Below are 25,585 nucleotides of genomic sequence, written 5' to 3'. Positions count from 1 at the left end.
GTTTAGTCTAAAAAGGGTGACCATGCAGGTTCGCGCACGTCCCCTTGCGGCGACGGCAGCCGGAAGGAAGCACTACCATCGTCCGATACGGCCCCCAATACACCGCGGGTCCCTTCTTGCGTGGCGAAGATTACCATGGTGCCATTCGGCGCGACACTGGGAGATTCATCCCAATTGGAATCGGTGAGGACCGTCATGCGATCGGTATCCAGGTCCTGGCGAGCAATGTGGAAACCGTCGTCGTCGCGGGTCACCATAAATATCGCATCGCCGTCCGGGTTGAAACGGCCACGTGAATTATAGCTGCCGGTGAAGGTGATCCGCTGGGCCTGCTCATCACCCAGGTTGTAACGATAGATCTGCGGATTGCCACTACGATCGGAGGTGAAAATCAAGCTACGACCGTCCGGCGCCCACTCGGGTTCGGTGTCGATCGCATCGCTATGTGTCAGGCGCGTGAGATTTCGCGAGCCGACATCCATGACGTAGATCTCCGGCTGGCCATCCTTGGAAAGCGACATTGCCAGCTTGCGTCCATCCGGTGACCATGCCGGTGCACCGTTGATTCCTTCGAAGGAGGTCAGCTGGATACGCTGCCCTGTCGAAAGGTTCTGGACATAGATGGAGGGCCGCCCCGTCTCGAACGAGACATAGGCCAGCTTGCGACCGTCCGGTGACCACGCCGGTGACATGATGGGCTCATCTGAGGAGAGAATCTCTTGGTTGTTGTGCCCGTCGGAATCGGCGATGTTCAAAGTATATTTGATGTTGTCATCGACGCCATTGGCCGTGACATAGGCGATGCTCGTAGAGAAAGCGCCACGAATTCCGGTGATCTCTTCAAAGATCTGATCGCTGATATAGTGCGCGCTGTCGCGCAGTTGATCCCGGCTGGCGGTTACGACCTCGCCGAGCATACGGTCTTCGCCATTAACGTCGAGAAGCTCATACTGAATGCGGTACTGGCCATTCTGGCCTTGGTTCTCGACCTTGCCCACCACCAGGTAGTCGCTATTCAACTGCTGCCAATCTTGATAGTAAACATCATCACTGCTACTGGGCCGGGAAATCAGCGAATCTCGCGACAATGGTTTGAAACGACCGCTGCGCTCCAGGTCGTTGCCGACGATACGCGAGATCTCTTGCGGTAGTGCATCCCCGCCTTCCATCGGCACGATGGCAATGGGGATGGCCTGATCGCTGCCCTTGGTGATTTCGATGGTCAGCTCGGCATGCGCCATTCCGGCACATAACATCAGCAGCGCGGCTGTCCAAAACTTGAGTCGTTTCATCAGCGGATGTCCTCTGGGTTGAAGTCCAGATTGAATTCACGGAACTGCCCTTTTACCGAAGCGTCGAGTTCGCGCATCGCACGGAATGGCGCCGCCTTTTCGACGGCATTGATCACGGAATGATCGAAAGCGGAATTGCCACTGCTTTGTATGATTGTGGCGTTTACCAGCTCGCCAGTGGGCAGCAATTGGATTCGCACGATGGCGCGTAACTCCGAAGATGCATTGGAAGGTACATTCCAGCTTTGTTCGACGTATCGGCGAACCAGGTTCTTGAAGCCATTGGCAGCTTCGCTGGCCTGCTTTGCGTTAGCAATGGATTGTTCTTCATCACTGATCATGCTGTCCAGTGATGAGTTATTGGCCTGAGCCGCCCGTTCGGCGAGCTCTTGCTGACGCTTCCGCTCAGCTTCGGCCTCTTCCTGGCGCTTCTTCTCGGCTTCGGCCTCTTCCTGGCGCTTCTTCTCGGCTTCAGCCTCTTCCTGGCGCTTCTTCTCGGCTTCAGCCTCTTCCTGGCGCTTCCGCTCAGCTTCGGCCTCTGCTTGGCGCTTCCGCTCAGCTTCAGCTTCTTCCTGGCGCTGCCGCTCGGCTTCGGCTTCTTCCTGACGCTGCCGCTCGGCTTCAGCCTCTTCCTGGCGCTGCTGCTCGGCTTCGGCTCGCTGTTCCGCCGCGCGTTGCGCTTCTTCCTGCAAGCGCTGTGCTTCGGCTTTGGCTTCTTCCACCGCGCTATCCGTTGTCTCGGCCTCGCTATCGGGTTCTGGTTCCTCAGACGCTTCCGAAGGCGCCGATTCTTCGGGTTCCGGCGCATCCTCTTCTTCCGACTGAGAGGCGGGCGGAGTGGAATCCTCGGTCTGCTGGGGTTGATCCGTTGCCGTTTCAGCGCGAACGAGCGTCGCCTGGACCACTGATGAAGAGGTTGGGTCGGACTCGCTTTCAGGCCATTTGATGAGAGTGAGCATCAGCGCCGCGACATGCACGCCAATGGCCAGCAGCACCGGCCAACCATAGCCTACACGGCGTTCACGTTTCGCCATGTCGATGCCTCACTCTTCACCGCCGGAAGGGGGTTCGGAGATAAGTCCGACGTTACCCACTCCCGAACCTTGCAGCGTACTCATCAAAGTCACGATCTGACCATAGGAAACATTGCGATCGCCACGCACCATGACCGGCGTATCCGCGTTGCGGCTCAACATGGCCTTGACCTTTTCCCCAAGTTCATCAAGGGCGACGGGGGTCTCTTCATCCTCCAGGGAAATGTAGTACTGCCCTTCACGATCCACCGACACGATCAGCGGCTCTTGCTCCTCGGTATCGATAGGCTCGGACGACACTTGTGGCAACTCGACATCGACCCCCTGATTGAGCATGGGAGCGGTGATCATGAAGATCACCAACAGCACCAGCATCACATCGATGAACGGCACGACATTGATCTCACCCATCGGCTTGCGCCGCTGGCGATGATGATAGGATCCGTACATGTTTCCTCCCTCAGGATGCCTCGCGTTCGCTGCGCCCCTGCAGATTACGGTGCAGGATGGCGTGGAATTCCTCGGCAAAGTTTTCGTATTTGCCGAGCAAGCGTCCCGCATGGGCGGATAGTCGGTTATAGAAGATCACCGCAGGAATAGCTGCAAACAGGCCCATGGCCGTGGCGACCAACGCCTCCGCGATCCAGGGCGCGACAGTGGACAGCGTCGCTTGCTGAGCCATCGACAAGCTTTGGAACGACCCCATGATGCCCCATACGGTCCCGAACAGGCCGATATAAGGGCTTGCCGAAGCGACCGTGGCGAGGAAAGTGAGATGCAGTTGTAGGCGATCTTCTTCACGCGACAGGGCGACGCGCTGGCCACGTTGCACGCCTTCGAGCACCGCATCGGTGCTTTGGGTCTTGGGCATAAGACGGTTGAATTCACGAAAACCGGAGCGGAAAACGTGCTCCGCGCCGTGAGATTCTTGTTCAGCGGGCAGCTCGCGATAGAGCTCGTTGAGATCGACGCCGGACCAGAAACGGTCTTCGAAATCCTGATAGGCCTTTTCGGCGCGCCGCAGCGCAATACTACGCTGAAAAATGATGATCCAGGAGGCTATTGAGGCAGCCAGGAGCAGGAGCATGACCAGTTGAACGATCAGGCTGGCGTTCATGATCAGATGCGGAATGGACATGGAGTCGTTCACGGCAGTCCTCGTGTCGCTTGAGAGTTCGTTTCGCTTGGTTTATCCGTGCATTAGCGGCTGCAGCGCATCCGGCCAACGCAAGGGTTTAAGCCGAGAAGCCTCGAGGCAGACGATGTCCACCCGGGCCTCGCACAGTCGTTCCCCGCGACGTGTCACTGTCTGGGCGAAGGTCGCGCGGCAGGCAGTGGATTCGACGACGTCCGCCGTGATGTGCAGCTCGTCGTCGAGGTGGGCGGGCTTGGCATAACGGCATTCAAGGTGATGCACAACCAGTTGGATACCCTGTGCGAGCAAGTCGCGCTGGGCCAGGCCGTGGTGGTTTAACCACTCGCTGCGTGCCCGCTCCATGTATTTGAGATAATTGACGTAATAGACGATACCGCCGGCATCGGTGTCTTCGATGTAGACCTTGACCGTATGCGTGAAGCCGCTCATACATCGCTCTCCTGTCGCTTGTCATCAAGCGATGGCGCTGCGACAACGGCATCGGTCGGCGTCAGGCCGAAGTGTTCGTAAGCCAGACGTGTGACCACACGTCCACGCGCGGTGCGCATCATGAATCCCTGTTGGATCAGGTACGGTTCTAGGACATCCTCGATCGTATCGCGTTCCTCGCTGATTGCGGCCGCGAGGCTGTCGACGCCGACCGGGCCGCCATCGAACTTCTCGATCATCGCCATCAATAGGCGTCGGTCCATGTGGTCGAGCCCATGGCGGTCGACATGCAGCATGTTGAGAGCTTGATCGGCAATTTCTTCGTTCAGGCGACCATCGCCACGCACTTCGGCGAAGTCGCGCACGCGCCGCAGTAGACGATTGGCGATGCGTGGCGTGCCACGCGCGCGGCGGGCAATTTCGGCCGCACCGTCACGGTCGGCCTCGACCCCTAATAAATGCGCTGAACGCACCACGATCTCGGTCAATTCGTCGACCGCATAGAATTCCAGTCGTTGCACGATACCGAAACGATCGCGCAGCGGCGATGTGAGCAGCCCCGCACGCGTGGTAGCGCCCACCAGAGTGAAGGCAGGCAGGTCGAGTTTGATGGAACGCGCGGCGGGGCCTTCGCCGATCATGATGTCGAGCTGATAATCCTCCATCGCGGGATACAGCACCTCTTCCACCGAGGCGGGAAGGCGATGTATCTCGTCGATGAACAGCACATCACCGGCTTGCAAGTTGGTGAGCATGGCGGCGAGGTCACCGGCGCGCTCGAGTACGGGGCCGGAAGTCGATTTGATATCGACTTCCATCTCGGCGGCGATGATGTTGGCCAACGTGGTCTTGCCAAGGCCAGGCGGCCCGAAGATCAGGGTATGATCGAGGCTATCGCTGCGCTGACGGGCCGCGCTGATGAAGATATCCATCTGCTCGCGCACGCGGGGCTGGCCGATGTACTCGGCCAGTCGCTGCGGACGAATGGCATGATCCACGTGCACCTCGCTTCCCTGAGGTTGCGCCGCGATTAGACGGTCGGTATCGATCATTCGCGGTCCTTAACCTGCCATCTTGCGTGTCAGGGCGGCTTTGATCAGGCCTTCCGTGGAGAGGCTATCGTCCAGCCCGGACAGCATGCGCGAGGCTTCGGTAGGTTTGTAGCCCAAGGCGACGAGGGCCGATTCCGCATCGGCGAAAGGATCGGCCGCAGGTGCTGCGGGTGAGGCACCCAACTCAAGAGCATGCAGTCCGTTTTCCTGCTCGAGCTGCCAATGGGGGAAGCGGTCACGCATTTCCACGACCAATCGATCGGCGGTTTTCTTGCCGACGCCGGGGAGACGTGTCAGCGCCTTGCTGTCGTCTTCCATGACGCAGCGGATGAAGGCTTCCTGATCCATGCCGGAGAGAATCGCCAAGGCTAGCTTGGGCCCTACCCCGTTGACCTTGATCAGCGCGCGAAAGAGTTGACGTTCTTCGCCGCGTGCGAAGCCATACAGTAAATGCGCATCCTCGCGCACCGCCATATGCGTGTGGAGTTGAACCTCTTCGCCCACCGCCGGCAATGCCAGCAAGGTGGTCATAGAGGTCTCCAGCTCATAGCCGACGCCGCCGACATCGACGACGATCCACGGCGGTTGCTTTTCCAACAGGGTGCCACGCAAGCGTCCAATCATGCACATCGAGTCCTTCGATTGACTGGGTTGACACTATACTGATCCGCCTCGCAACTGACCAGCACCCGACATGCGGCGTCTCAGTCGGGGCGGAAGTCGCGCCAACGCTGACGGGAACCGCTCCGCCGCCGCCCGCGCGCTGCTGACAACGAGCGGCCCTGGCGCGCATAGGCATGGGTCAAGGCGATGGCCAGTGCGTCGGCGGCATCGGCCTGTGGCGTGCCGTCGAGCCCCAGAATCGCCGTCACCATATGCTGTACTTGATCCTTGGTCGCCGCGCCGGTGCCGGTGACCGCTTGCTTGATCTGGGTGGGGGCGTATTCGAAGACCTCGAGGCCGTGATTGGCGGCACAGACGATCGCCGTGCCGCGTGCCTGCCCCAACTTGAGTGCGGAGTCGGCATTCTTGGACATGAAGACCTGCTCGATGGCGATTTCATGCGGACGATGCACGCCGATCAACTCTCCGACGCCGGCATACACCTGGGCGAGCTTCTGAGCCAACTGGTCGCTCTTGATGCGGATGCAGCCGCTGGCGACGTAACGCGGCGTCGCCGAAGCGACATCTATGATGCCGTAACCGGTGATGCGCGACCCGGGATCGATTCCCAGCAGGATCATCGACTCATCATCTCCGTGCCGCCACTCACCCGCGTCACGCCACTCACTCGAGTTCCGCCATGACGGCATCGGAGAAATCGGCGTTGGAATAGACGTTCTGCACGTCGTCGAGGTCTTCGAGCATGTCGAATAATTTGAGGACCTTGCGCGCCGTATCCACATCGTCGACGGGGGAGTAATTATCGGGATAGGACCCGACATCGCTTGCGGAGGGCTCGATGCCCGCCTCGACTAGCGCGTCCTTGACAGCACCGAAGCCTTCCACGGAGGTCACGATCTCGAGCGTGCCGTCGTCCTGAGTGATGATGTCCTCGGGTTCGGCGGCCAGCGTGGCCTCCATGGCGGCCTCTTCGGAGGTGCCCTCCGGCAGCGTCAAACGCCCCTGCTTATGGAACATGAAAGCGACGGACCCGGACGTGCCCAAATTACCGCCGTTCTTGTTGAAGGCGTGACGCACCTCGGAGACCGTGCGATTGCGGTTGTCGGTCATGCATTCGACCATCACCGCGACGCCTTCGGGGCCGTAGCCCTCGTAGACGGTTTCCTCCATCTCGTCGCCGTCGTTATTGCCGGCGCCGCGCTCGATGGCGCGCTGGATGGTGTCCTTGGTCATGTTGTTGGACAGCGCCTTGTCGATGGCGGCGCGCAGGCGGGGATTGTCCGCCACCTCACCGCCGCCTTGCCGGGAGGCAACCGTTAGTTCACGGATCAGCTTGCTGAAAATCTTGCCGCGTTTAGCATCTTGGGCGGCTTTGCGGTGCTTGATGTTCGCCCATTTACTATGGCCTGCCATGTCGACGTCACTCCTTGAAAAAAACAGGCGTTCGTGTTCGCAGGACACCCGGCGCCGAGGCGACGCCGGGAAAACGAGAAGAACGTGGGGCAAACGGCGCGCATCAGGCCTCGCCGTTGCCACCTTGCTGAGCCTTCTGACGCAAGCGAATGTTGAGCTCCTTGAGCTGATCGGCACTGACCTCGCCCGGAGCATCGGTCATCAGGCAGGCGGCACTCTGCGTCTTGGGGAAGGCGATCACTTCGCGGATCGTCTTGGCGCCGCTCATCAGCATGACCAGACGATCGAGGCCGAAGGCCAGGCCACCATGAGGCGGCGCGCCGAACCGGAGGGCGTCGAGCAGGAAGCCGAACTTCTCCTCGGCTTCTTCTTCACCGATGCCCAGTACCTCGAAGACCGCCCGCTGCATCGCCTGATCGTGAATACGGATGGAGCCGCCACCCAGCTCAGTACCGTTCAGGACCATGTCGTAGGCACGCGACAGCGCATTGGCGGGGTCTGCCTTGAACGCCTCCGGCGAGCTCGAAGGCGCGGTAAACGGATGGTGCAAGGCGGCTAGGCGACCGGCGTCGTCAGCTTCAAACATGGGGAAGTCGACGACCCACAACGGCGCCCACTCCTGCGTATACAGATCGAGGTCTTCGCCCAACTTGACGCGCAGAGCGCCCAGCGCCTCATTGACGATACGTGCCTTGTCGGCACCGAAGAAGATGATGTCGCCATCCTCGGCGCCTACCCGATCGAGCAATGACTCGATTATACCTTCCATGAACTTGACGATCGGCGACTGCAGCCCTTCGATACCTTTGGCGCGTTCGTTGACCTTGATCCAGGCCAGCCCCTTGGCGCCGTAGATGTTGACGAAGTCGGTGTAGGCATCGATTTCCTTGCGCGACAGCTTGGCGCCACCGGTGACCTTGAGCGCTGCCACGCGCCCGTCATCGGCTTTGGCCGGACCGGAGAACACCTTGAAGTCGACATCGCGCATCAGGTCGTTGACATCGATCAGCTCGAGCGGGATACGCAGGTCGGGTTTGTCCGAGCCGTAACGGTTCATCGCTTCACTGTACGGCATCTTGGGGAACGCCGGCAGGCTGACATCGAGCACGTCCTGGAACAGCTGACGAATCATGTCTTCGGTCAAGGACATGATGTCGCTTTCCTCGACGAACGAGGCTTCCAGGTCGATCTGGGTGAACTCGGGTTGGCGATCGGCACGCAGATCTTCGTCGCGGAAGCACTTGGCGATCTGGTAATAACGGTCGAAGCCCGACACCATCAATAGCTGCTTGAACAGCTGCGGTGACTGCGGCAAGGCGAAGAACTCACCCGGATGCGTGCGGCTCGGCACCAGGTAATCACGAGCCCCTTCCGGCGTGGCACGTGTCAAAATCGGCGTCTCGATATCCAGAAAACCTTGGGATTCCAGATACGCGCGCACGCTATGTGTGATCCGCGAACGCAGCCGCAGTTTGTCGATCATCTCCGGGCGACGCAGATCGATGTAACGATGCTTGAGACGAGTCTCTTCACCGACCTTGCCATGCTCGTCGAGCTGGAACGGGGGTGTGGCCGCCGTGTTGAGCACTTCGACGTCCGATGCCAGCACCTCGATCATGCCGGTGGGCATGTTGGGGTTCTGGGTGCCTTCGGGGCGCAGGCGAATGCGTCCGCGAATGCGCAGTACAAACTCGTTGCGGGCACGATCGGCATTGGCGAAGGCCTCGGGAGTATCGGGATCGACCACGACCTGGGCGATACCATCGCGGTCGCGCAAATCGAGGAAAATCACTCCCCCGTGATCGCGCCGACGATGTACCCAGCCGCAGAGAGCGACTTCCTGATCCACCAGGGTTTCGTTCAATTGACCGCAATAGTGACTGCGCATGTCTTATCCTGTTTCGTTGCGTATTTCATGGGGCGATTCGGCGCCGCCGAGCGGCGCCGAACACGTCAGGCGGGCGTCTTGTTGCCGGTCTCGGTAGACGTGGAGGGCGCGGAAGCCTCTCCCGCGAGATTGCGTTTTTGCCCCGATTTGAAGTCGGTTTCATACCATCCGCCGCCGGCCAGGCGAAAGCCCGCCGCGGAGATCAAGCGTGATAATTCTGCGCGCTCGCAGCGTGGACAATCGGTCAGCGCTGCCGCGCTGACTTTCTGCAGCTTTTCCAGGCGATGGCCGCAGGCCTTGCACTCATACTCGTAGATGGGCATGGTTCTCACCATTCATGTCATCAAGAAGCGCCCGCGCGACGCTCGCGCGGTGGCAGGGATATAGGGCCGGAGATCGCACTTTCCAAGCCTTTTCCGAAAGCCGCTCATTATAGCGCGTTGCGCCACCCAGCGGGCAAGCGTATCGGGGCTCGATATCATGCAGCTTGCCGCCACGATGCCAGACTCACTTTATTATTCGTCAAAAGAAAAGGACGTCGCATGAAAGCCGTGATTCTCGATGCCGCCAGCCTCGGCGACGATATTGATCTCTCACCGTTGCACGCGGCGGTCGATAACCTCGAGGTCCATGCGTATACCCCCGACGACGAACGTCAGGCGCGTCTCGACAACGCGGATATTGCCATCACCAATAAGGTGGTGCTGGACGGCGACCTGCTCGCGTCCCTGCCCAACCTTAAATTGATCTGCGTGTTGGCGACGGGTACCAACAATATCGACATGCAAGCCGCTCGCGATCGAGGTATCGAGGTGCGTAACGTCTCTGCGTACGGCACGGCGAGCGTGGCGCAACATACTCTGATGTTGATGCTTGCCCTCGCCAATCGCTTGCCGCTTTACATGCGCGATGTTGCCGCTGGGCGTTGGCAAGAAAGCGCCTTGTTCTGCTTGCTCGATCACCGCACCCTGCAATTGGCCGACAAGCATCTCGTTATCGTCGGCCATGGTGAGCTCGGCCGCGCCGTGTCGCGCTTGGCCGAGGCCTTCGGCATGCGCGTCACCTTTGCCGCGCGCCCAGGCAACGAAGCGCAGGATTCGCGCCCTTCCCTTGCGTCACTGGCGGGCGAGCTCGATGTATTGAGCTTACACTGCCCGCTCACCGATCAGACACGGCATCTCGTCGACGCCGAGATGCTGTCCCGCTTCAAGCCCGGCGCCTTGCTGATCAATTGCGCACGGGGCGGTATCATAGATGAAAAAGCAGCACTGGACGCGCTTCGGGGCGGATCAATCGGCGGGCTCGGTGTCGACAGCCTGCCCGAAGAACCGCCGCGTCAGGGGCATGCGCTCATCGAAGCCTTGGACGAGGCGCTCAACCTCATCGTCACGCCGCACAGTGCTTGGATCTCGCCGGAAGCGCGCGCCAACGTCGTCAGCCTGACGCGCGACAACCTGCATCAATGGCTCGCTTCGCGCGCTTAATACATGATTTTTATGGTCGGGAGCCTGCATGCTTTATAACTACGGTTCAATCAATATCGATTACGTCTACCGCGTCAGTCACCTGGTACGTCCCGGCGAGACATTGTCCAGCCAGAGTTTTACACAGGGGTTGGGCGGTAAAGGCGCCAATCAGTCATTGGCCATGGCCCGTGCAGGCGGTGACGTGACGCATTGGGGGCGTGTATCACAGAACGATCGTTGGGTGTTGGAAATCCTCAACCAGGCGGGCGTCAACACATCCCTGATCGAGCTGACTGCCGATGCTAGCGGGCATGCCATCATTCAGGTCGACGACCACGCCGAGAACGCCATTATTCTCAATCCCGGGGCCAACCATGGCTTCAACGAGCGTCACCTCGACGCCCTGATGACCTCGGTAACGCCGGATGATTGGCTGTTGCTGCAAAACGAATGCAATGCGCTCGCGAGCATCATGACACTTGCCGCGCGCCATGGCATGCGGATCGCTTTCAATCCCGCCCCCCTAGGGGCCAATGTGCACGCGTTGCCGCTCGAATTGTGTCAGATACTATTCCTCAATCGTGGCGAAGCCGCGGCCCTAGCGGGGCTCGACGAACATGCCGGAGTCGCCGAGCTCATGGATGCCCTCTATCAACGCCTACCCGAGGTCGAGCTGGTGTTGACGTTGGGACGTGATGGCGTGCGTTATCAGCATGGCGCGCAGCGCCTCGAGCTGCCTGCGTTTCCTGTTACAGCTGTGGATACGACCGCGGCCGGCGATACTTTCATCGGTTACTTCATGGCCGCACGGCAACGAGATGCCTCCATCGAAACCTGCCTGCATGAAGCGAGCGCGGCCGCTGCCTTGTGCGTGCAAAAAAGCGGCGCGGCACCAAGTATCCCGCATGCCAGCGAGGTTGCGGCGGCTTCCCGTGACTGGCCAGCACGCGATGTCTTGCGTCACTGATCCCCTTCGGCACCGTTTGCTTGTTACTTGACCGTTATTTGATACAGGAACCTCATGATCACACCTCTGATTTTCGATACCGATCCTGGCGTAGACGACGCCCAAGCCATTGCCATCGCCTTAGCACATCCCGAGATCGAGCTTCTCGGCATGACCACGACCTACGGCAATGTCGATATCGATACGGCAACGACCAATGCGCTGCTGCTTGCTGAGCTCGCCGACCAGCGAGTCCCCGTCGCACAAGGCGCAGCAGCGCCCCTGGTCAAGCTCAAGCATCCGGCGCCGGCGCATATCCACGGTGACAACGGGCTGGGCAACCATCCCTTACCTGCTCCGAGCCATCGCGCCGAGACGATCAGTGCGCCACAGTTCATCGTCGAACAGGTCAATGCCCGCCCCGGCGAAGTCACGCTGGTCGCCGTGGGCCCGCTGGGCAATCTAGCCGCCGCGCTGCAGCTCGACCCGGGCATCGTCGATCGCGTCAAACAGGTTGTCGTCATGGGGGGATCGATTCGTGAGGGGGGTAACGTCACGCCCGTCGCCGAGGCCAATATCTTCAATGACCCACATGCTGCCGCACGTGTTTTGACGGCGGGCTGGCCACTGACCCTGGTGGGGCTCGATGCTACGCATCGCTGCGTACTGGGCCCCGCGCAGATGGACAAGATAGCCTCGGCCCAAGGCAAGCTGGGCGAAGTCTTGGCCGGTAGCTATGCATTTTATCGCGCATTCTACCGCACGGCGCTGGATATCGATGGCTGTTGCCCACACGACAGCTGTGCCTTGGCATGGTTGATGCGTCCAGAACTCTTCACGACCGTACGCGGGCACTTGAATGTCGTCACAGAGGGCGACGCCGAAGGCCAGACGCTCTTTGCGCCACAAGAGCGTGCTTTCATCGATCCACGCTGGGCACGTACGCCGCTCGTCGATGTGTGCATGAACGCCGACGGCGAGGCCGTCGTAGACTGGATCGTCGAAACACTGACTCGCTGAAGGCAATTGCCCCCATCTTCCCGGTCTGTATAGGAACGGTTCGGGGGCAGTTCTAACCGAGCTCGAAGACACTCGGATGCGTGACGTCAACCTCTTCGCATTCGACATGAGTAACGCGCGACGCCGGTGGCCCTTGCCATAACCAGCGTACGACACGGTCGACGGCCGCCCGCTCGCCGCATAACAGCACCTCGACACGGCCGTCGCCGAGGTTCCTGGCATGCCCGGTAAGCCCTTCCATTAGCGCTTGATCGCGTGACGCGGCGCGAAATCCAACGCCTTGCACACGGCCGGTAACCCAGGCCTTGAGACAATATTCATGCATGGCCCTCTCCTTTGCTTGCGGGCGTCGCTTGGGTTGCGGAATATTCGGGTGGATCCACGAATTCGCGTTTGACCGAGACCGCGGAGTTGCGAGGTACGATACGCTTGCCACGCGCTTCGAGATGCGTGCGGGTGAAAGCGGCGCCATACAGTAAAATCAGCGAACTGTAGTAAACCCACAGCAATACTAGAACGACCGACCCCGCCGCGCCGTATGTCGACGCCGTAGCGGTATAAGCTAGATACGCAGCGATGGCGTAGCGCCCGATCGCAAACAGCACTGCCGTTACGATCGCGCCGACGATAACATCTCGCCAGCTCACCACGACATCCGGCAACACCTTGAAAATAGCGGCGAAAAACAGTGCTATCACCGCCAGCGAGACGAGGAATTCGGCGCTTCCCAAGAGCGCGTTGACGCCTGGCAGCCAGTCGCTCGCATACCGGAAGAAGGCACGCAGCATCACGCTCAACACCAACGACACCATGAGGATGAAACCCACCGCTAGCACCACGGTCAGCGACAGAAGACGTTTCTTGATGAATAGCCAAAGCCCGTTGCGATCGGGACGCGCTGTCACGCCCCAGAGCGTATTGAGGGAGAATTGCATCTGTGCGAAGACGGTCGTGGCCCCCACCACCAGCGCGCCAATGCCGAGCAACGTCGGCAAGATACCGGAGCTTTCGATGCGGGACTGAGACACCGCTTGCTGAATCGCCGTGGCGGCGTCCTGCCCCATGGTGTCTTGCAACTGCGCCACGATCTGGCCTTGCGCGGCGTCTTCTCCCAGTACCAGACCAATGACCGTGACGGCGATGATGATCGTCGGCGCCAGTGAAAACAGGGTGTAAAACGCCAAGGAACCCGCGAAGCTGAACGCATTGTGCTCAAGCCATAAGGTGGCGGCGTTGACGACGATTCGGTACCAATAGCGCGGCGAAAGGTTGATCACGGACTCTCCTTGTCGGACATGATGAATGATGAGCACACCGTTGCTGGGTCTCAGGATAGCGCAGATGCCCCGGCTACTGCTTATATTGCAGAGGCCCGAGTGGCTGCCCATAATGGCTCGGCCCTGCTGATGGAGCTTTCATGTCCAACGCCACCACGTCTTTGCCCTCCTCCGATACACCCTATGCCTTCGATTGTCTGGTCTTCATCGGGCGTTTTCAGCCGCCGCACCTGGGGCATATCACTGTCATTCGCGAGGCGTTGCAACAAGCGCGGCAGGTGATCGTCATGGTGGGGTCCGCTTGGCAGGCCCGTTCGCTGCGCAATCCCTGGCGCTTCGCGGAGCGTCGAGACATGCTGCGCGAATGCTTCGATGACGATGATAACGCGCGACTCGAAATCACGCCGTTATTGGATGCGCTCTACAACAACGATGTCTGGGTACGCGATGTGCAGCGTCGGGTGCGCGACGTGGTCGTCCCCCAACAGGGGCGGTTACCCCGAATCGGCTTGATCGGTGCCAGTCGCGGTCAGTCTAGCTACTATCTCACGCTGTTTCCGCAATGGGAGTCGGTCAGCGTCCCGCTAGTCAGTGATGTCTCGGCCAGTCGAATTCGCGAAGCGTTGTTTGGCCAACCGGCATTGGCAGACGATTATTTGGCGCGCGGGGAACGTAGCGGCCTGTCGGAACCGGTCCGCGACGTGTTGCGGCGTTTTCTTGAAACGCCGGAATGTGCGCAACTGTGGGAAGAACAGCACCTACTCGAAGAGTATCGTAAAGCCTGGGCGCAGGCGCCTTATCCGCCGGTATTCGTGACCGTCGATGCCGTCGTGGTGCAGTCCGGGCATGTGCTGCTGGTCGAGCGTCGAGCGGCACCCGGAAAGGGGTTACTTGCCTTGCCGGGAGGTTTCATTCAGCCCCAGGAGCGCTTGCTTGATGCTTGCTTGCGCGAGCTGCGTGAGCGTGTGCGCCTCAAGATCCCCGAAGCCGTGCTCAAAGGTTCGCTACGTGGTCAGCGCTTGTTCGATGATCCCCATCGCAGCTGGCGAGGGCGCACCTTGGCGCAGGCTTTCTATTTTGCCCTGCGACCCGAACAGCAACTGCCCCAGCTCAAGCCTTCACGCAGTGGCGAGCAAGCCCATTGGGTAGCATTGGCCGACCTCGATCCCGAGGCGTTGTTCGAGGACCATTTCTTCATCATTCAGAACTTTCTGGGCTTGCCGGCCGGCATGGCCACGCCATGACGCAAGTCGCTGCCACCTATTCATGCCTGCAGGAAGTCGCGCGGTAACTTCATCATCTGTCGCCAGAGCTTCTCGACGCCGGGCTTGTGTACCAGCGAACACCGGTAAAGACGTATCTCGAGTGGAATGTCCCACTGCGGATCTCCCGCGCGGATCAAGCGCCCTGCGGCGAGTTCTTCTCGTATGCAAAAATCGGGAATCCATGCCATACCGACCCCCTGCAGGGCCATACCCTTGAGGCCTTCCGCCATGGCGGTCTCATAGACGGTCTTGAGGCGCATGCGTAGCGGATCGTTCTTGAGCAGCATGCGTACGCTACGTCCCAGAAAGGCGCCCTGGGTATAGGCGAGAAACGGGATACCCGCCTCATCGTCCAGTGCAAAGCGTGGGGTGCCATCGGCGTTAGGTACGCAAACCGGCAGCATTTTCACCTGGCCGATGGAAAATGAAGGAAAGGCCTCGCCGTCGAGCTGCATGCTAGCGTAGGGATCGTAATAGGCCAGCATCAGATCGCAGTTGCCTTCGCGCAACACATGAATGGCATCCCCGACGTTCATGGCGACCAGCCGCGTCGGAAGTTCACCCACGCCCTTTTGTAAACGTGAAATCCAGCGCGGGAAAAACGTCAACGCCAGCGAATGCGCGGCGACGATATCGAGTGCTTCGTTGGCCATCGACAGACCGCGCAAATGGGCAAGGCATTCGCTCAACTGCTCGACCATACTGCGTGCCGTGACCAGGAATAACTGCCCTTCCGGGGTCAACCCGATAGGCGTCGTGGAACGATCGACCAAGGTGGCACCCACGGCTTGTTCCAAGGAGCGGATGCGTCGGCTAAAAGCAGGCTGGGTGACATGCCGTTGTCTCGCCGACGCGGAAAAACTGCGTGTATTGGCGAGGGCAACGAAATCTTCGAGCCACTTGGTTTCAAGATTCACCGGCACTCCTGGTGGTCACGCAATAAATGTACGACAGCCGCGAGCATACGAACATCGCGTCTCGATACGCAACGGATGTCATTGTATGGGGGCTAGCAGATAGGCCGCCCGCGAGACGAGTTTACGCCAGATGGGGCGATTGTTGAGTTCGTCCAGCGATACCTCGCGGCATGCCGCAAAATCCCGACGTAGCATGTCCTCTACCTGGCCGGCAAATACCGCATCGGGTACATACGCAGTAATCTCGAAATTGAGCCGAAACGAACGGTTATCGAGGTTGACTGAACCGACCAGCGCTGTCTCGTCGTCGACCAGGACGACTTTCTGGTGCAGGAACCCCGGCTGATAGCGAAAAATACGTACGCCGTGACGAATCATCTCGGGCAAGAAGGAAAAAGCCGATAGGAAAACCAGTAAGTGATCGGGACGCTCGGGAATCATCACGCGTACATCGACACCACGCAAGGCGGCAAGCTTCAAGGCATCTTGCACTCCCTGATCCGGGACGAAGTATGGACTGGTCACCCACAGTCGTTCATGGGCCCCGTGGATGACATGTTGAATCAATAGGCTTGCCGTCTCGCAGTTATCAGCCGGCCCGGAAGGCACAATCACCACGTGCTGGCACTCATCGCAGGTAATCGACGGTTCCCAGTTCAAGGGCAGTATTTCTTCAGTGGCCCAGTACCAGTCTTCCCAGAAGGCTTCCTGCAATCCCATGACGCTCGGTCCGGTGAGCTTGAGATGAGTATCGCGCCAGGGGCCGTAACGCGCCACCCGCCCTAGATATTCATCGGCCACATTGAAGCCACCGGTCCACCCCTCACGCCCGTCGACGACCACGATCTTGCGATGATTGCGGAAATTGATCTGGAAACGGTGACGCCAGCCGCGCGACGAGTTGAAGGCCGTGACCTCGATGCCCGCTTGCGATAACTCGTGCAAGTAGTCATTGGGTAGACTGCGGCTGCCGATTTCGTCGTAAAGCAAGCAAACCCGAATCCCCTGCTCTGCCCGACGCATCAAGTGCTGCTTGAACAAGGTGCCTATTTCATCGGCGCGGAAAATGAAAAACTGCACGAGGATGTATTCGCGCGCGGCATCGATTCCCTCTAGTAAGCTCTGGAAGGTTTCTTCCCCATCGATGAGCAGTTCGGCGCGATTGCCCGTGCTCATGGGCATCATGGCCAGACGCTCGACGGCCTGAATGCGCGTGGTGTCAAATGAGGGACGAGAAAAGAAAGGCTCGAGCCGGGGCCTGAAACGCAATAGGACCTGACGTAGTACGGTGTCGCGTTCGCCGCGCGCAGAGGTGTAACCATAAAAACGCGGACGTCCGAAGATCCAGTAGATGGGAACGGCCAGGTAGGGAAAGGTCAAAAGCGTAACGATCCAGGCAACCGCCCCTTGCGAGGTACGACTCGACATCAATGCCATGACGGCGGACAACACGCCCAGCACATGGATCGTCACGATCAGGATACCGATCAGTCCGGATGTCATGTCGGTTCCTCCCTGAAACCTTCGAAGCGCTCGCTGGTTAAAAATCAGGCCCCGCGTGGAACGGGGCCTGAAGCGACGATCATCGCATGATCATGCACTCGCGGCGATAATCTCTTTCCACTTCGCCGGACCGATCTGGTGGACCGACTCGCCTTGACTATCGACGGCAACGGTCACCGGCATGTCTTCGACGTCGAACTCATAAATCGCTTCCATTCCGAGATCCTCGAAGGCGACCACGCGGGATTTCTTGATCGCTTGCGCCACCAAGTACGCAGCACCTCCCACTGCCATCAGGTAAACGGCCCCGTTGTCACGGATTGCCTCGATCGCCATCGGTCCCCGCTCGGCTTTGCCAACCATTCCCTGGAGACCGGTCTGCTCGAGCATAGTCCGTGTGAATTTGTCCATGCGCGTAGCCGTCGTGGGGCCAGCAGGCCCGACGACTTCGTCACCAACCGGATCGACAGGCCCTACGTAATAGATGAAGCGCCCACGCAGGTCGACCGGCAGAGACTCGCCTTTGGCCAGCATATCGACCATGCGTTTGTGCGCGGCATCACGCCCTGTCAGCAGCTTTCCATTGAGTAGCAGCGTATCGCCCGGTTGCCAGGAAGCCGCCTCTTCAGCCGTGACCGTATCCAGATTTACCCGCTTAACATTGTCACCCGCTTCACGCGTGATTTGCGGCCAGTCTTCCAGCGTCGGAACGGGCAGTGACGCTGTACCGCTACCGTCCAACGTGAAATGCACATGCCGCGTGGCTGCGCAATTGGGAATGATAGCGACCGGCTTGTTGGCAGCGTGGGTGGGATAATCTTTGACCTTGATATCGAGTACAGTGGTCAGCCCGCCCAACCCTTGTGCGCCGATACCGGTCCGGTTGACTTGCTCGAAGAGCTCAAGACGCAGTTCTTCGGCACGATTCTCGGCACCACGTGCCTTGAGATCCTGAATATCGATGGGATCGAGCAAGGCTTCCTTGGCGAGTTGCATGGCTTTTTCGGCGGTGCCACCGATGCCGATGCCCAGCATACCTGGCGGGCACCAACCCGCTCCCATCTTGGGCAACTGCTCCAGGACCCACTCGGCGACATTGTCGGAAGGATTGAGCATCGCGAACTTGGACTTAGCCTCGCTACCGCCCCCTTTTGCTGCGACGTGGACCTCGACCTTATCACCGGGGACCAGCTTGTGATGGATGACGGCTGGCGTATTGTCGCCGGTATTCTGACGCTTGCCATCAGGATCGGCCAATACCGAGGCACGCAAGACATTGTCGGGGAGCTTATATGCCTGGCGAACGCCCTCGTTGATCATGTCGTCGAGGCTCATATCGGCTTCCCAGCGCACGTTCATACCGATCTCGACGAATACTGTCACGATGCCTGTATCCTGACAGATCGGTCGATGACCCTCGGCACACATTCGAGAGTTGATCAGAATCTGAGCGATAGCATCGCGAGCGGCGGGATTCTCCTCACGCTGATACGCCTCGTGCATGGCGTCGATGAAGTCTTTGGGATGGTAATAAGAAATAAACTGCAAGGCATCAGCCACGCTCTGGATTACATCATCCTGGCGTATCACGGTCATGAAAGAGACTCCTTATTATGGTCTATACCTCGCGAGGTTCCGTAAGAAACATCGCGAGAAACACAAACGTGGGATTATACCGAAAATGAGCGATCACGCTTAAGGTGGATCGCTCAAAGGCTGCGTGACGATCTATTTTATTTTGAGTTTTTGCAGAAAGATAACGGTATAAACTGGCGTTATCCTAACTCAATCAACCGTGACTTCAGGGATTGCAACTGATCGCGCAGGCGCGTGGCTTCTTCGAACTCCAGATTTTGCGCGGCTTCGTGCATGGCGTCCTCGAGCTTGCCGATTTCCCGCGTCAAGCCTGCGGCATCCATCTGGTTGAGCTGCTCGGCACTATAGTCGCCCGGTGCTTCGGCAACACGCTTGTCGGGACGCTTGTGTCCTACTTTCTTACCTGGTGTCTGAGCCCCTTCCATGATGTCGGCAACCGACTTCGTTACCGTCTTGGGCGTGATGCCATGCTCTTCGTTGAACGCGATCTGCTTATCACGACGGCGCTCGGTTTCATCCATCGCCCGACGCATCGAATCCGTTATCCGATCACCGTAAAGAATCGCTTTGCCGTGTGCGTTACGCGCCGCACGCCCGATAGTCTGGATCAACGACCGCTCGGCGCGCAGGAAGCCTTCTTTATCGGCATCGAGAATCGCCACCAACGAGACTTCTGGTATGTCCAGTCCCTCGCGCAGCAAGTTGATACCTACGAGGACGTCGAATTTACCCAGGCGCAGATCGCGAATGATCTCTATGCGCTCGACGGTGTCGATATCGGAGTGCAGGTAGCGGACCCGAATATCGTGCTCGCCGAGATACTCGGTGAGATCCTCGGCCATGCGCTTGGTCAACGTGGTGACCAGAACGCGCTCCCCCACGTCAGTGCGCAGCCGAATCTCGGAGAGTAGATCATCTACCTGCGTACCCGCCGGCCGCACTTCAATTTCGGGGTCGACCAAGCCGGTGGGACGTACGACCTGTTCAACGACCTGACCGGCATGTTCGGCCTCATACTTGCCCGGTGTTGCGGAAACGAAGGTTGCCTGCGGGCAAATGCGTTCCCATTCCTCGAATTTCATGGGACGGTTGTCCAGCGCCGAGGGCAATCGGAACCCGTATTCGACCAATGTTTCCTTGCGTGAACGGTCCCCTTTATACATTCCGCCGACCTGGGGAACGCTGACGTGGGATTCATCGATGAACAACAGCGCGTCGTCCGGAAGGTAATCGAAGAACGTCGGGGGAGCCTCACCCGGCGCGCGCCCCGATAGATAGCGCGAGTAGTTCTCTATGCCGTTGCAATATCCCAGTTCGAGCATCATTTCGATGTCATAAAGCGTACGCTGCTCGAGACGCTGAGCTTCGACGAGCTTGTCGTTCTTGCGCAACCACTCCAACCGCTCGGCCAGCTCAGCCTTGATGTCATCCACGGCGCCGAGAATCGTCTCGCGCGGTGTCACGTAGTGGCTTTTGGGATAAATCGTCATGCGCGGCACCTTGCCACGCACCTCGCCGGTCAGCGGGTCGAACAGGCTGATGGTCTCGATCTCGTCATCGAACAGCTCCACTCTCACCGCTTCGTCTTCCGCATCCGCTGGGAAAACGTCGATGACATCGCCCCGAACCCGATAGGTCCCGCGGCGAAAATCCATGTCGTTGCGGGTATATTGCAGTTCGGCGAGGCGCCGCAGGAAGGTACGCTGATCGATCAGTTCGCCACGGTTGAAGTGCAAGCGCATCTTCAAGTACTGATCGGGATCCCCCAAGCCGTAAATGGCCGAGACGGACACCACGATCAGCGAATCACGACGCTCCAGAAGCGCTTTGGTCGCCGAGAGACGCATCTGCTCGATATGGTCGTTGATCGAGGCATCCTTCTCGATGAAGGTGTCCGACGACGGCACATAGGCTTCCGGCTGATAGTAGTCGTAATACGAAACGAAATACTCGACCGCGTTATCGGGGAAAAAGCTCTTGAACTCGCCGTAAAGCTGGGCGGCTAGCGTCTTGTTCGGGGCCATGACAATGGTCGGACGCTGTAGGCGCTCCACCACGTTGGCCATGGTGAACGTTTTCCCGGACCCGGTGACACCGAGCAGTGTTTGATGCGCAAGTCCAGCATTGTAGCCATGTATCAGGCCTTCAATAGCCGCCGGCTGATCGCCTGCAGGCTGGAATTGCGACTGAATGCGAAAGGGTTTGCTCATGAGTCTCACATAAGGGCGAGGTAAGGGCCGTTCAAGCCTTGACCGCGGTTGCGGTCAGGCCGGGCGCGTAGTGATGTCCACCTCGCTGGCGGTCATCAGGCGTTGTATCGGGCAGCGATCGGCAATCTCGAGCAGACGGTTCAGCGTTTCAGGATCATCGATGCCCTCGAACGCCAGGGTCACGGTAAGCCGATAATGACCCCGAGCCTCATCGCTGGCGTCGCGCTCGACGGTCGCGGTGATCGTTTCCACGGGCAATTGCTTACGCCGCGCGTACATCAGGGCCGTCATGGCCTTGCACGCACCGAGCGACAGATCGAAATAGTCGTGCGGATCAGGCGCACTTTCATCCCCACCCACCTCTCGCGGAGCATCCACCGCCAACGCCGAAAATTCCTTTACCGTCGCCTGCTGGCGAAGCGAGCCGTCGCGCTGCGTGATGACCGTGATCGTCATGGCTACCTCTCGTGTGACAGTCAGTGTGCCTTGTACCCCAGCGCCTGGATGGTTTGCAGCAACGCCTCGCGCCGCACGCGCCCTTCCACGTCGGCGCCATGACGGCCGACCTCGGCCTCCTCGACGCCGTCCATCTCCATCAGGGCCGTGGTGATGCGATTGACATCCTCGGCACTGTCGACCTGCTCGAAGGTCAGTGCTATACGCGCCATGGGGTCTTCTCCATTCGTTCATTCGTTTGCCGGGGAGTTTATCATGGCACAACGACGGTGCCGCGGTGGTTGGAAAATCCCTTGCCCGCCCTGATATTCGAGGGTGACATTTGAATACAGTCGAGCGACCGCCGCGTTCGCGATACGGAGTTATTCCATGAACGATTGGATTAGTCATCTTGAAACGCAAGGGCTAGTGCGCGCAGCAGAGAATGAGTGGCACTTCGGCGAGGCCGTGTCCCAGGCTCGCGTGCCTTTGTCGTCCACGGCAATTGCCCCGTTGCCACAGTACTCGATCATGGAAATTGCCGGTCCCGATGCCGAACGTTTTCTCCAGGGGCAGACCAGCGCCCAGGTTGAACTTGTCAATGGCGAGTTCGCGCCTTTAACGGCATTTTGCTCGCCCAAGGGGCGCATGCTGGCCAACGGCCAATTGATGCGTGTGGACGAGACACGCTATTGGCTCCTGCTGGATATCGGCGTAGTAGACCCGTTGCACGCGCACCTCGCGAAATACGCGCCCTTTTACAAGGTCGAGATCACGCGGCCGGCAACGCGGGTATTCGGTGTACTGGGCGAAGACGCAGCTGCTCAGGTCGAGACTCAGCTCGATGTAGCTGCCCCCGCCACATGGGCTATGGCTCAAAGCCATGCAGCGGTCATACTACACCACCCAGGCCCGATGCCTCGCTTCATGATCGTCGCTCCCGAGGCTACGGCCTTGTCCCTATGGAAGGCTTTCGAGAACATCGCAACGCCCGTCGGCAACGCCGTATGGCGTCTGCAGGATATCCAAGCCGGCCTCGCCTGGTTGGGCGATGCGCAACGTGATAGTTATCTCCCGCAGATGATCAACTGGGAAGCCTTGGGTGGTATCAGCTTTCGCAAAGGGTGTTACACCGGACAAGAAGTGGTCGCGCGGGCGCATTTCCGTGGCCAGGTCAAGAAACGTCTGCTGCGTGCTCAACTGGAAAGCGACACGCTACCGACGCTCGGAACGCCCGTGCACGACACTAACGGCAAATCTCAAGGCGACGTCGTGTGCGCTGCCCTAAACGCTGACGGAAAAGCCGAAGTACTCGCTATCATTACGCAGCGCGATGAACCTCGCGAGCTCAACATCGATGGCGTTCCGCTCAAGCGTCTAGCGTTACCCTATGCGATCGAACGCGTCGATCCAGAAAGTATGTCTCTTCAGGCTTGATGTGGCACCAATCCGAATAGGCGGCGCGCGGTGGCGGTGCTCTGCATTGCCACCGCGGCATAGGACTGTTCTCGGAGCTCAGACACCGTTTCACACACAGCATGAACTCGGGCTGGCTCATTGCGTCGCCCTTGCTCGCCGTACAGCGGCATATCCGGGCTATCGGTCTCGAGGACATAACCATCGTCGGGCAGCGAACGTATAGCGCGCCGTAGGCGCTTAGCGCGTGCATAGGTCGCGCCCCCGCCGATCCCCAGAACGAAGCCCGCCTCCAGGAAGCCTTGAGCCTGTTCGGGGCTCCCCGAGAACGCGTGTATCAGGCCACCGGCAGGCAATGCGAGCTGGCGCAAGCGCTTTACCACTTGATCGTTGGCCTGGACACAGTGAATCACAACCGGCAGGTGGCGCCGCTTAGCGATGCGTAATTGCGCATCGAAGAGTTGCCATTGGCGATCGAGATCATCAAGACGCGCGTCGATGCCACATTCGCCGAGGGCGACGGTATCCGGGTAGGCGTCGAGCTGGGCTTCAAGAGCGTTAGTATCTTCGGGCGTATGGGCCTGAAGAAAGTAAGGGTGCAGCCCATAGCAGACACTGATCTCTGAACGTCGCCCAAGAGCGGCTACCTGTGGCCAACGCTCACGCGTCGTCCCCGGAACAATGTAATGTCCCACTCCAGCCTTGGCCGCACGCGCCAGTACAGCATCGCGGTCTTCATCGAAGACATCGAAATCGAGATGACAATGGGCATCGATCAGAGTCGCAGACATGGTGTGCCTCTCTCGCCGACGCATACGATGGGGATGAGTCGGCGAAGACGAAATGCTAGCGGGGGCTTAGTGTTCGCGCGTAGCCCGGAACTCAACATCCGGCCAACGCTCCTGTGTCATCTGCAGGTTGACGCGCGTTGGCGCTAGATAAGTAAGGTAGTCTCCACCGTCCCAGGCAAGGTTCGTGCTGGCCTTGCGCTTTAGCTCATCAAGCATCTTGGCGTCGTTGCAATACACCCAGCGAGCGGTTTGTACATTGACCGGCTCATAAAGACAATCGACTTTGTACTCCTGCTTCAAGCGATGCGCGACGACATCGAACTGCAGCGATCCAACGGCCCCGACAATCAAGTCGTTGTTATCCATCGGCATGAACACCTGCGTCGCGCCCTCCTCCGAGAGCTGCTTCAACCCCTTTTGCAGGGCCTTCATCTTGAGCGGATCACGCAACCGCACACGCTTGAACAGCTCGGGCGCAAAGTGCGGAATACCCGTGAAGCGCATATCCTCGTTCAGCGTGAAGGTATCACCGATCTGAATCGTACCATGGTTATGTAAGCCGATAATGTCGCCAGGCCAGGCTTCTTCGACATGAGAACGGTCGGATGCCATAAAAGTCAGTGCATCGGCAATTTTGACATCTTTGCCAATGCGTACGTGGCGCATTTTCATGTTCTTGTCATACTTGCCCGAACACACCCGCAAGAAGGCAATGCGGTCACGGTGCTTAGGATCCATGTTGGCCTGGATCTTGAACACGAAACCGGTGAAACGTTCATCGCTTGCTTCTACGGTGCGTTTATCGGTGTCGCGCGCTAATGGCGAGGGCGCATATTCGACGAAGCCATCGAGCATTTCACGCACACCGAAATTCCCCATCGCGGTTCCAAAATACACCGGGGTAAGCTCGCCGCGGCGATACGCATCAAGATCGAAAGTATGAGATGCGCCGCGAACCAACTCGACTTCCGCCCGTAATTCCTCCGCAGCATCCTTACCCAACGTTTCATCGACCTCGAGGCTATCGAGCCCTTCGATGCGCAAATCTTCCGGGATCCGGTTGCCCTGGCCCTGTTTGTAAAGGTGAATGACATCATTGTAGAGATGATAGACACCACGAAAATGGCGCCCCATCCCCACCGGCCAAGTCATCGGAGCACACTGAATGTTCAGTACCGTTTCGACTTCATCCATCACCTCGACCGGATCACGGGTATCACGGTCCATCTTATTGATGAATGTCAAAATTGGTGTCGTGCGCAAACGACAGACATCCATCAACTTGATGGTACGGTCCTCGACCCCTTTGGCGCCATCGATCACCATCAATGCTGAATCCACGGCCGTCAGCGTGCGGTAGGTGTCCTCGGAGAAATCTTCGTGGCCAGGCGTATCGAGCAGATTGACGATCCGACCGTTATACGGAAACTGCATCACGGAAGTCGTCACCGAGATGCCACGCTCCTGCTCCATCTTCATCCAATCGGAGGTCGCATGACGTTCATCGCGCTTACTCTTGACCGAGCCGGCGAGCTGAATAGCGTTACCGAACAGCAGCATTTTTTCGGTAATGGTGGTCTTGCCGGCGTCGGGGTGCGAGATAATGGCGAAGGTCCGGCGTAATTCTGCTTCTTGAGCCACTTGAGTATCTGACATCGATATACTTCGCTGATTTGCGGCAGTCGGCGCTGATCAAGCATCTGACTGAAAAGAATGGATTCTTGCCGCGAATTGTACTGTTTAGACAGGCATGTGGGTAGAGCCCCATAAACGATAAAACCCCAGCCTCTTTCGACGCTGGGGTTTTAAAAGAAATGCCTGACGATACTCGGGGCGGCGCGCCGGGACTCGCCAT

At 58.9% G+C, this 25,585-nt stretch carries 26 protein-coding genes; 5 read left to right on the top strand and 21 right to left on the bottom strand.

What is annotated here, in order from left to right; genetic code table 11:
* Positions 1 to 2: 2 nt before the first annotated feature.
* From tolB to L1075_RS10265, 11 genes are all read right to left on the bottom strand, one after another.
* Complete coding sequence (tolB, locus tag L1075_RS10315) at positions 3 to 1,292, bottom strand: Tol-Pal system beta propeller repeat protein TolB (RefSeq protein WP_040241107.1); 1,290 nt, start codon at positions 1,290 to 1,292, stop codon at positions 3 to 5.
* On the bottom strand, positions 1,292 to 2,326 hold the full coding sequence (gene tolA / locus L1075_RS10310; protein WP_246941711.1) for a cell envelope integrity protein TolA: 1,035 nt from the start codon (positions 2,324 to 2,326) through the stop codon (positions 1,292 to 1,294). The genes tolB and tolA overlap by 1 nt, the downstream gene beginning before the upstream one ends.
* A 9-nt stretch (positions 2,327 to 2,335) precedes the next feature.
* Complete coding sequence (gene tolR / locus L1075_RS10305; protein WP_040241104.1) at positions 2,336 to 2,776, bottom strand: protein TolR; 441 nt, start codon at positions 2,774 to 2,776, stop codon at positions 2,336 to 2,338.
* Positions 2,777 to 2,786: 10 nt separating this feature from the next.
* Positions 2,787 to 3,464 carry a protein TolQ gene (tolQ, locus tag L1075_RS10300; protein ID WP_281504148.1) on the bottom strand — a complete coding sequence of 226 codons (678 nt, stop codon included), beginning with the start codon at positions 3,462 to 3,464 and terminating at the stop codon, positions 2,787 to 2,789.
* Positions 3,465 to 3,515: 51 nt separating this feature from the next.
* The gene (ybgC, locus tag L1075_RS10295) at positions 3,516 to 3,911 is read right to left on the bottom strand and encodes a tol-pal system-associated acyl-CoA thioesterase (protein WP_040241100.1); all 396 of its coding nucleotides are present in this window, start codon (positions 3,909 to 3,911) and stop codon (positions 3,516 to 3,518) included.
* A complete protein-coding gene (gene ruvB / locus L1075_RS10290) occupies positions 3,908 to 4,963 on the bottom strand; it encodes a Holliday junction branch migration DNA helicase RuvB (RefSeq protein ID WP_040241097.1) in 1,056 nt (351 codons plus the stop codon). The genes ybgC and ruvB overlap by 4 nt, the downstream gene beginning before the upstream one ends.
* Before the next feature lie 9 nt (positions 4,964 to 4,972).
* Positions 4,973 to 5,587: a Holliday junction branch migration protein RuvA gene (gene ruvA, locus L1075_RS10285; RefSeq protein WP_040241095.1), complete on the bottom strand. Its 615-nt coding sequence runs from the start codon at positions 5,585 to 5,587 to the stop codon at positions 4,973 to 4,975.
* Between the two features lie 80 nt (positions 5,588 to 5,667).
* Positions 5,668 to 6,207, bottom strand: a complete 540-nt coding sequence (gene ruvC, locus L1075_RS10280; RefSeq protein ID WP_040241091.1) for a crossover junction endodeoxyribonuclease RuvC — start codon at positions 6,205 to 6,207, stop codon at positions 5,668 to 5,670.
* 43 nt (positions 6,208 to 6,250) lie between these two features.
* Complete coding sequence (locus L1075_RS10275) at positions 6,251 to 7,000, bottom strand: YebC/PmpR family DNA-binding transcriptional regulator (RefSeq protein WP_040241087.1); 750 nt, start codon at positions 6,998 to 7,000, stop codon at positions 6,251 to 6,253.
* Between the two features lie 103 nt (positions 7,001 to 7,103).
* Positions 7,104 to 8,888: an aspartate--tRNA ligase gene (gene aspS, locus L1075_RS10270; protein WP_246941707.1), complete on the bottom strand. Its 1,785-nt coding sequence runs from the start codon at positions 8,886 to 8,888 to the stop codon at positions 7,104 to 7,106.
* Positions 8,889 to 8,953: 65 nt separating this feature from the next.
* Entirely contained in the window at positions 8,954 to 9,211 is a 258-nt protein-coding gene (locus L1075_RS10265) for an FmdB family zinc ribbon protein (RefSeq protein WP_040241082.1), read from the bottom strand.
* Between the two features lie 219 nt (positions 9,212 to 9,430).
* Between L1075_RS10265 and L1075_RS10260 the strand changes: the two genes are divergently transcribed.
* The 3 genes from L1075_RS10260 to L1075_RS10250 are packed head-to-tail and all read left to right on the top strand — an operon-like array spanning position 9,431 to position 12,320.
* On the top strand, positions 9,431 to 10,372 hold the full coding sequence (locus L1075_RS10260) for a D-2-hydroxyacid dehydrogenase (protein WP_246941705.1): 942 nt from the start codon (positions 9,431 to 9,433) through the stop codon (positions 10,370 to 10,372).
* A gap of 28 nt (positions 10,373 to 10,400) precedes the next feature.
* Positions 10,401 to 11,321 carry a ribokinase gene (locus tag L1075_RS10255; protein WP_040241077.1) on the top strand — a complete coding sequence of 307 codons (921 nt, stop codon included), beginning with the start codon at positions 10,401 to 10,403 and terminating at the stop codon, positions 11,319 to 11,321.
* A 54-nt stretch (positions 11,322 to 11,375) separates the two neighbouring features.
* Positions 11,376 to 12,320 carry a nucleoside hydrolase gene (locus L1075_RS10250; protein WP_246941702.1) on the top strand — a complete coding sequence of 315 codons (945 nt, stop codon included), beginning with the start codon at positions 11,376 to 11,378 and terminating at the stop codon, positions 12,318 to 12,320.
* A gap of 52 nt (positions 12,321 to 12,372) precedes the next feature.
* Here the strand turns inward: L1075_RS10250 and L1075_RS10245 are convergent, their stop codons facing one another.
* Positions 12,373 to 12,645: an acylphosphatase gene (locus L1075_RS10245; protein ID WP_246941699.1), complete on the bottom strand. Its 273-nt coding sequence runs from the start codon at positions 12,643 to 12,645 to the stop codon at positions 12,373 to 12,375.
* Positions 12,638 to 13,597 (bottom strand): YihY/virulence factor BrkB family protein, encoded by a 960-nt coding sequence (locus L1075_RS10240; protein ID WP_246941696.1) that lies wholly within the window; start codon positions 13,595 to 13,597, stop codon positions 12,638 to 12,640. Before L1075_RS10240 ends, L1075_RS10245 begins: the two co-directional genes overlap by 8 nt.
* Positions 13,598 to 13,737: 140 nt before the next feature.
* Between L1075_RS10240 and L1075_RS10235 the strand changes: the two genes are divergently transcribed.
* Positions 13,738 to 14,841 (top strand): bifunctional nicotinamide-nucleotide adenylyltransferase/Nudix hydroxylase, encoded by a 1,104-nt coding sequence (locus L1075_RS10235; RefSeq protein WP_075369329.1) that lies wholly within the window; start codon positions 13,738 to 13,740, stop codon positions 14,839 to 14,841.
* Between the two features lie 20 nt (positions 14,842 to 14,861).
* On the opposite strand, the gene L1075_RS10230 is transcribed toward L1075_RS10235, so the two are convergent.
* From L1075_RS10230 to L1075_RS10205, 6 genes are all read right to left on the bottom strand, one after another.
* A complete protein-coding gene (locus L1075_RS10230) occupies positions 14,862 to 15,779 on the bottom strand; it encodes a LysR substrate-binding domain-containing protein (RefSeq protein ID WP_178998634.1) in 918 nt (305 codons plus the stop codon).
* A gap of 78 nt (positions 15,780 to 15,857) precedes the next feature.
* Positions 15,858 to 17,282, bottom strand: coding sequence for a cardiolipin synthase (gene cls / locus L1075_RS10225; protein ID WP_246941693.1), 1,425 nt, complete (start codon positions 17,280 to 17,282; stop codon positions 15,858 to 15,860).
* Positions 17,283 to 17,372: 90 nt separating this feature from the next.
* On the bottom strand, positions 17,373 to 18,878 hold the full coding sequence (locus L1075_RS10220; RefSeq protein ID WP_246895276.1) for a fumarate hydratase: 1,506 nt from the start codon (positions 18,876 to 18,878) through the stop codon (positions 17,373 to 17,375).
* 179 nt (positions 18,879 to 19,057) lie between these two features.
* The gene (gene uvrB, locus L1075_RS10215) at positions 19,058 to 21,088 is read right to left on the bottom strand and encodes an excinuclease ABC subunit UvrB (protein ID WP_040241066.1); all 2,031 of its coding nucleotides are present in this window, start codon (positions 21,086 to 21,088) and stop codon (positions 19,058 to 19,060) included.
* A 54-nt stretch (positions 21,089 to 21,142) separates the two neighbouring features.
* Positions 21,143 to 21,544 (bottom strand): OsmC family protein, encoded by a 402-nt coding sequence (locus L1075_RS10210; RefSeq protein WP_040241064.1) that lies wholly within the window; start codon positions 21,542 to 21,544, stop codon positions 21,143 to 21,145.
* A gap of 20 nt (positions 21,545 to 21,564) precedes the next feature.
* Complete coding sequence (locus L1075_RS10205; RefSeq protein ID WP_040241062.1) at positions 21,565 to 21,756, bottom strand: copper-exporting P-type ATPase CopA; 192 nt, start codon at positions 21,754 to 21,756, stop codon at positions 21,565 to 21,567.
* A gap of 157 nt (positions 21,757 to 21,913) precedes the next feature.
* Here L1075_RS10205 and ygfZ point away from each other — a divergent pair, with 157 nt between their 5' ends.
* Positions 21,914 to 22,960, top strand: coding sequence for a CAF17-like 4Fe-4S cluster assembly/insertion protein YgfZ (gene ygfZ / locus L1075_RS10200; protein ID WP_246895277.1), 1,047 nt, complete (start codon positions 21,914 to 21,916; stop codon positions 22,958 to 22,960).
* Here the strand turns inward: ygfZ and L1075_RS10195 are convergent.
* Complete coding sequence (locus tag L1075_RS10195) at positions 22,951 to 23,730, bottom strand: TatD family hydrolase (RefSeq protein ID WP_097023731.1); 780 nt, start codon at positions 23,728 to 23,730, stop codon at positions 22,951 to 22,953. The two genes, ygfZ and L1075_RS10195, sit on opposite strands and share 10 nt — an antisense overlap.
* A gap of 66 nt (positions 23,731 to 23,796) precedes the next feature.
* Positions 23,797 to 25,386 carry a peptide chain release factor 3 gene (locus L1075_RS10190; RefSeq protein ID WP_040241055.1) on the bottom strand — a complete coding sequence of 530 codons (1,590 nt, stop codon included), beginning with the start codon at positions 25,384 to 25,386 and terminating at the stop codon, positions 23,797 to 23,799.
* Positions 25,387 to 25,585: the final 199 nt, after the last annotated feature.

Source organism: Chromohalobacter beijerinckii (assembly GCF_023061185.1).
In the GTDB taxonomy this organism is placed as follows: Bacteria; Pseudomonadota; Gammaproteobacteria; order Pseudomonadales; family Halomonadaceae; genus Chromohalobacter; species Chromohalobacter beijerinckii.
Note: the sequence above shows the minus strand (reverse complement) of the source record. Positions and strands in the feature narration are given on the sequence as shown.

Coding starts and splice junctions, on each gene's coding strand:
- ybgC (WP_040241100.1), bottom strand. CDS start 3,911: ATGAGCGGCTTCACGCATACGGTCAAGGTCTACATCGAAGACACCGAT.
- L1075_RS10220 (WP_246895276.1), bottom strand. CDS start 18,878: ATGACCGTGATACGCCAGGATGATGTAATCCAGAGCGTGGCTGATGCC.
- L1075_RS10265 (WP_040241082.1), bottom strand. CDS start 9,211: ATGCCCATCTACGAGTATGAGTGCAAGGCCTGCGGCCATCGCCTGGAA.
- cls (WP_246941693.1), bottom strand. CDS start 17,282: ATGACATCCGGACTGATCGGTATCCTGATCGTGACGATCCATGTGCTG.
- aspS (WP_246941707.1), bottom strand. CDS start 8,888: ATGCGCAGTCACTATTGCGGTCAATTGAACGAAACCCTGGTGGATCAG.
- L1075_RS10255 (WP_040241077.1), top strand. CDS start 10,401: ATGCTTTATAACTACGGTTCAATCAATATCGATTACGTCTACCGCGTC.
- tolA (WP_246941711.1), bottom strand. CDS start 2,326: ATGGCGAAACGTGAACGCCGTGTAGGCTATGGTTGGCCGGTGCTGCTG.
- ruvA (WP_040241095.1), bottom strand. CDS start 5,587: ATGATTGGACGCTTGCGTGGCACCCTGTTGGAAAAGCAACCGCCGTGG.
- L1075_RS10275 (WP_040241087.1), bottom strand. CDS start 7,000: ATGGCAGGCCATAGTAAATGGGCGAACATCAAGCACCGCAAAGCCGCC.
- uvrB (WP_040241066.1), bottom strand. CDS start 21,088: ATGAGCAAACCCTTTCGCATTCAGTCGCAATTCCAGCCTGCAGGCGAT.
- L1075_RS10210 (WP_040241064.1), bottom strand. CDS start 21,544: ATGACGATCACGGTCATCACGCAGCGCGACGGCTCGCTTCGCCAGCAG.
- L1075_RS10245 (WP_246941699.1), bottom strand. CDS start 12,645: ATGCATGAATATTGTCTCAAGGCCTGGGTTACCGGCCGTGTGCAAGGC.
- L1075_RS10250 (WP_246941702.1), top strand. CDS start 11,376: ATGATCACACCTCTGATTTTCGATACCGATCCTGGCGTAGACGACGCC.
- L1075_RS10195 (WP_097023731.1), bottom strand. CDS start 23,730: ATGTCTGCGACTCTGATCGATGCCCATTGTCATCTCGATTTCGATGTC.
- tolQ (WP_281504148.1), bottom strand. CDS start 3,464: ATGTCCATTCCGCATCTGATCATGAACGCCAGCCTGATCGTTCAACTG.
- L1075_RS10205 (WP_040241062.1), bottom strand. CDS start 21,756: ATGGCGCGTATAGCACTGACCTTCGAGCAGGTCGACAGTGCCGAGGAT.
- ruvC (WP_040241091.1), bottom strand. CDS start 6,207: ATGATCCTGCTGGGAATCGATCCCGGGTCGCGCATCACCGGTTACGGC.
- L1075_RS10235 (WP_075369329.1), top strand. CDS start 13,738: ATGTCCAACGCCACCACGTCTTTGCCCTCCTCCGATACACCCTATGCC.
- L1075_RS10260 (WP_246941705.1), top strand. CDS start 9,431: ATGAAAGCCGTGATTCTCGATGCCGCCAGCCTCGGCGACGATATTGAT.
- tolR (WP_040241104.1), bottom strand. CDS start 2,776: ATGTACGGATCCTATCATCATCGCCAGCGGCGCAAGCCGATGGGTGAG.
- ruvB (WP_040241097.1), bottom strand. CDS start 4,963: ATGATCGATACCGACCGTCTAATCGCGGCGCAACCTCAGGGAAGCGAG.
- ygfZ (WP_246895277.1), top strand. CDS start 21,914: ATGAACGATTGGATTAGTCATCTTGAAACGCAAGGGCTAGTGCGCGCA.
- L1075_RS10190 (WP_040241055.1), bottom strand. CDS start 25,386: ATGTCAGATACTCAAGTGGCTCAAGAAGCAGAATTACGCCGGACCTTC.
- tolB (WP_040241107.1), bottom strand. CDS start 1,292: ATGAAACGACTCAAGTTTTGGACAGCCGCGCTGCTGATGTTATGTGCC.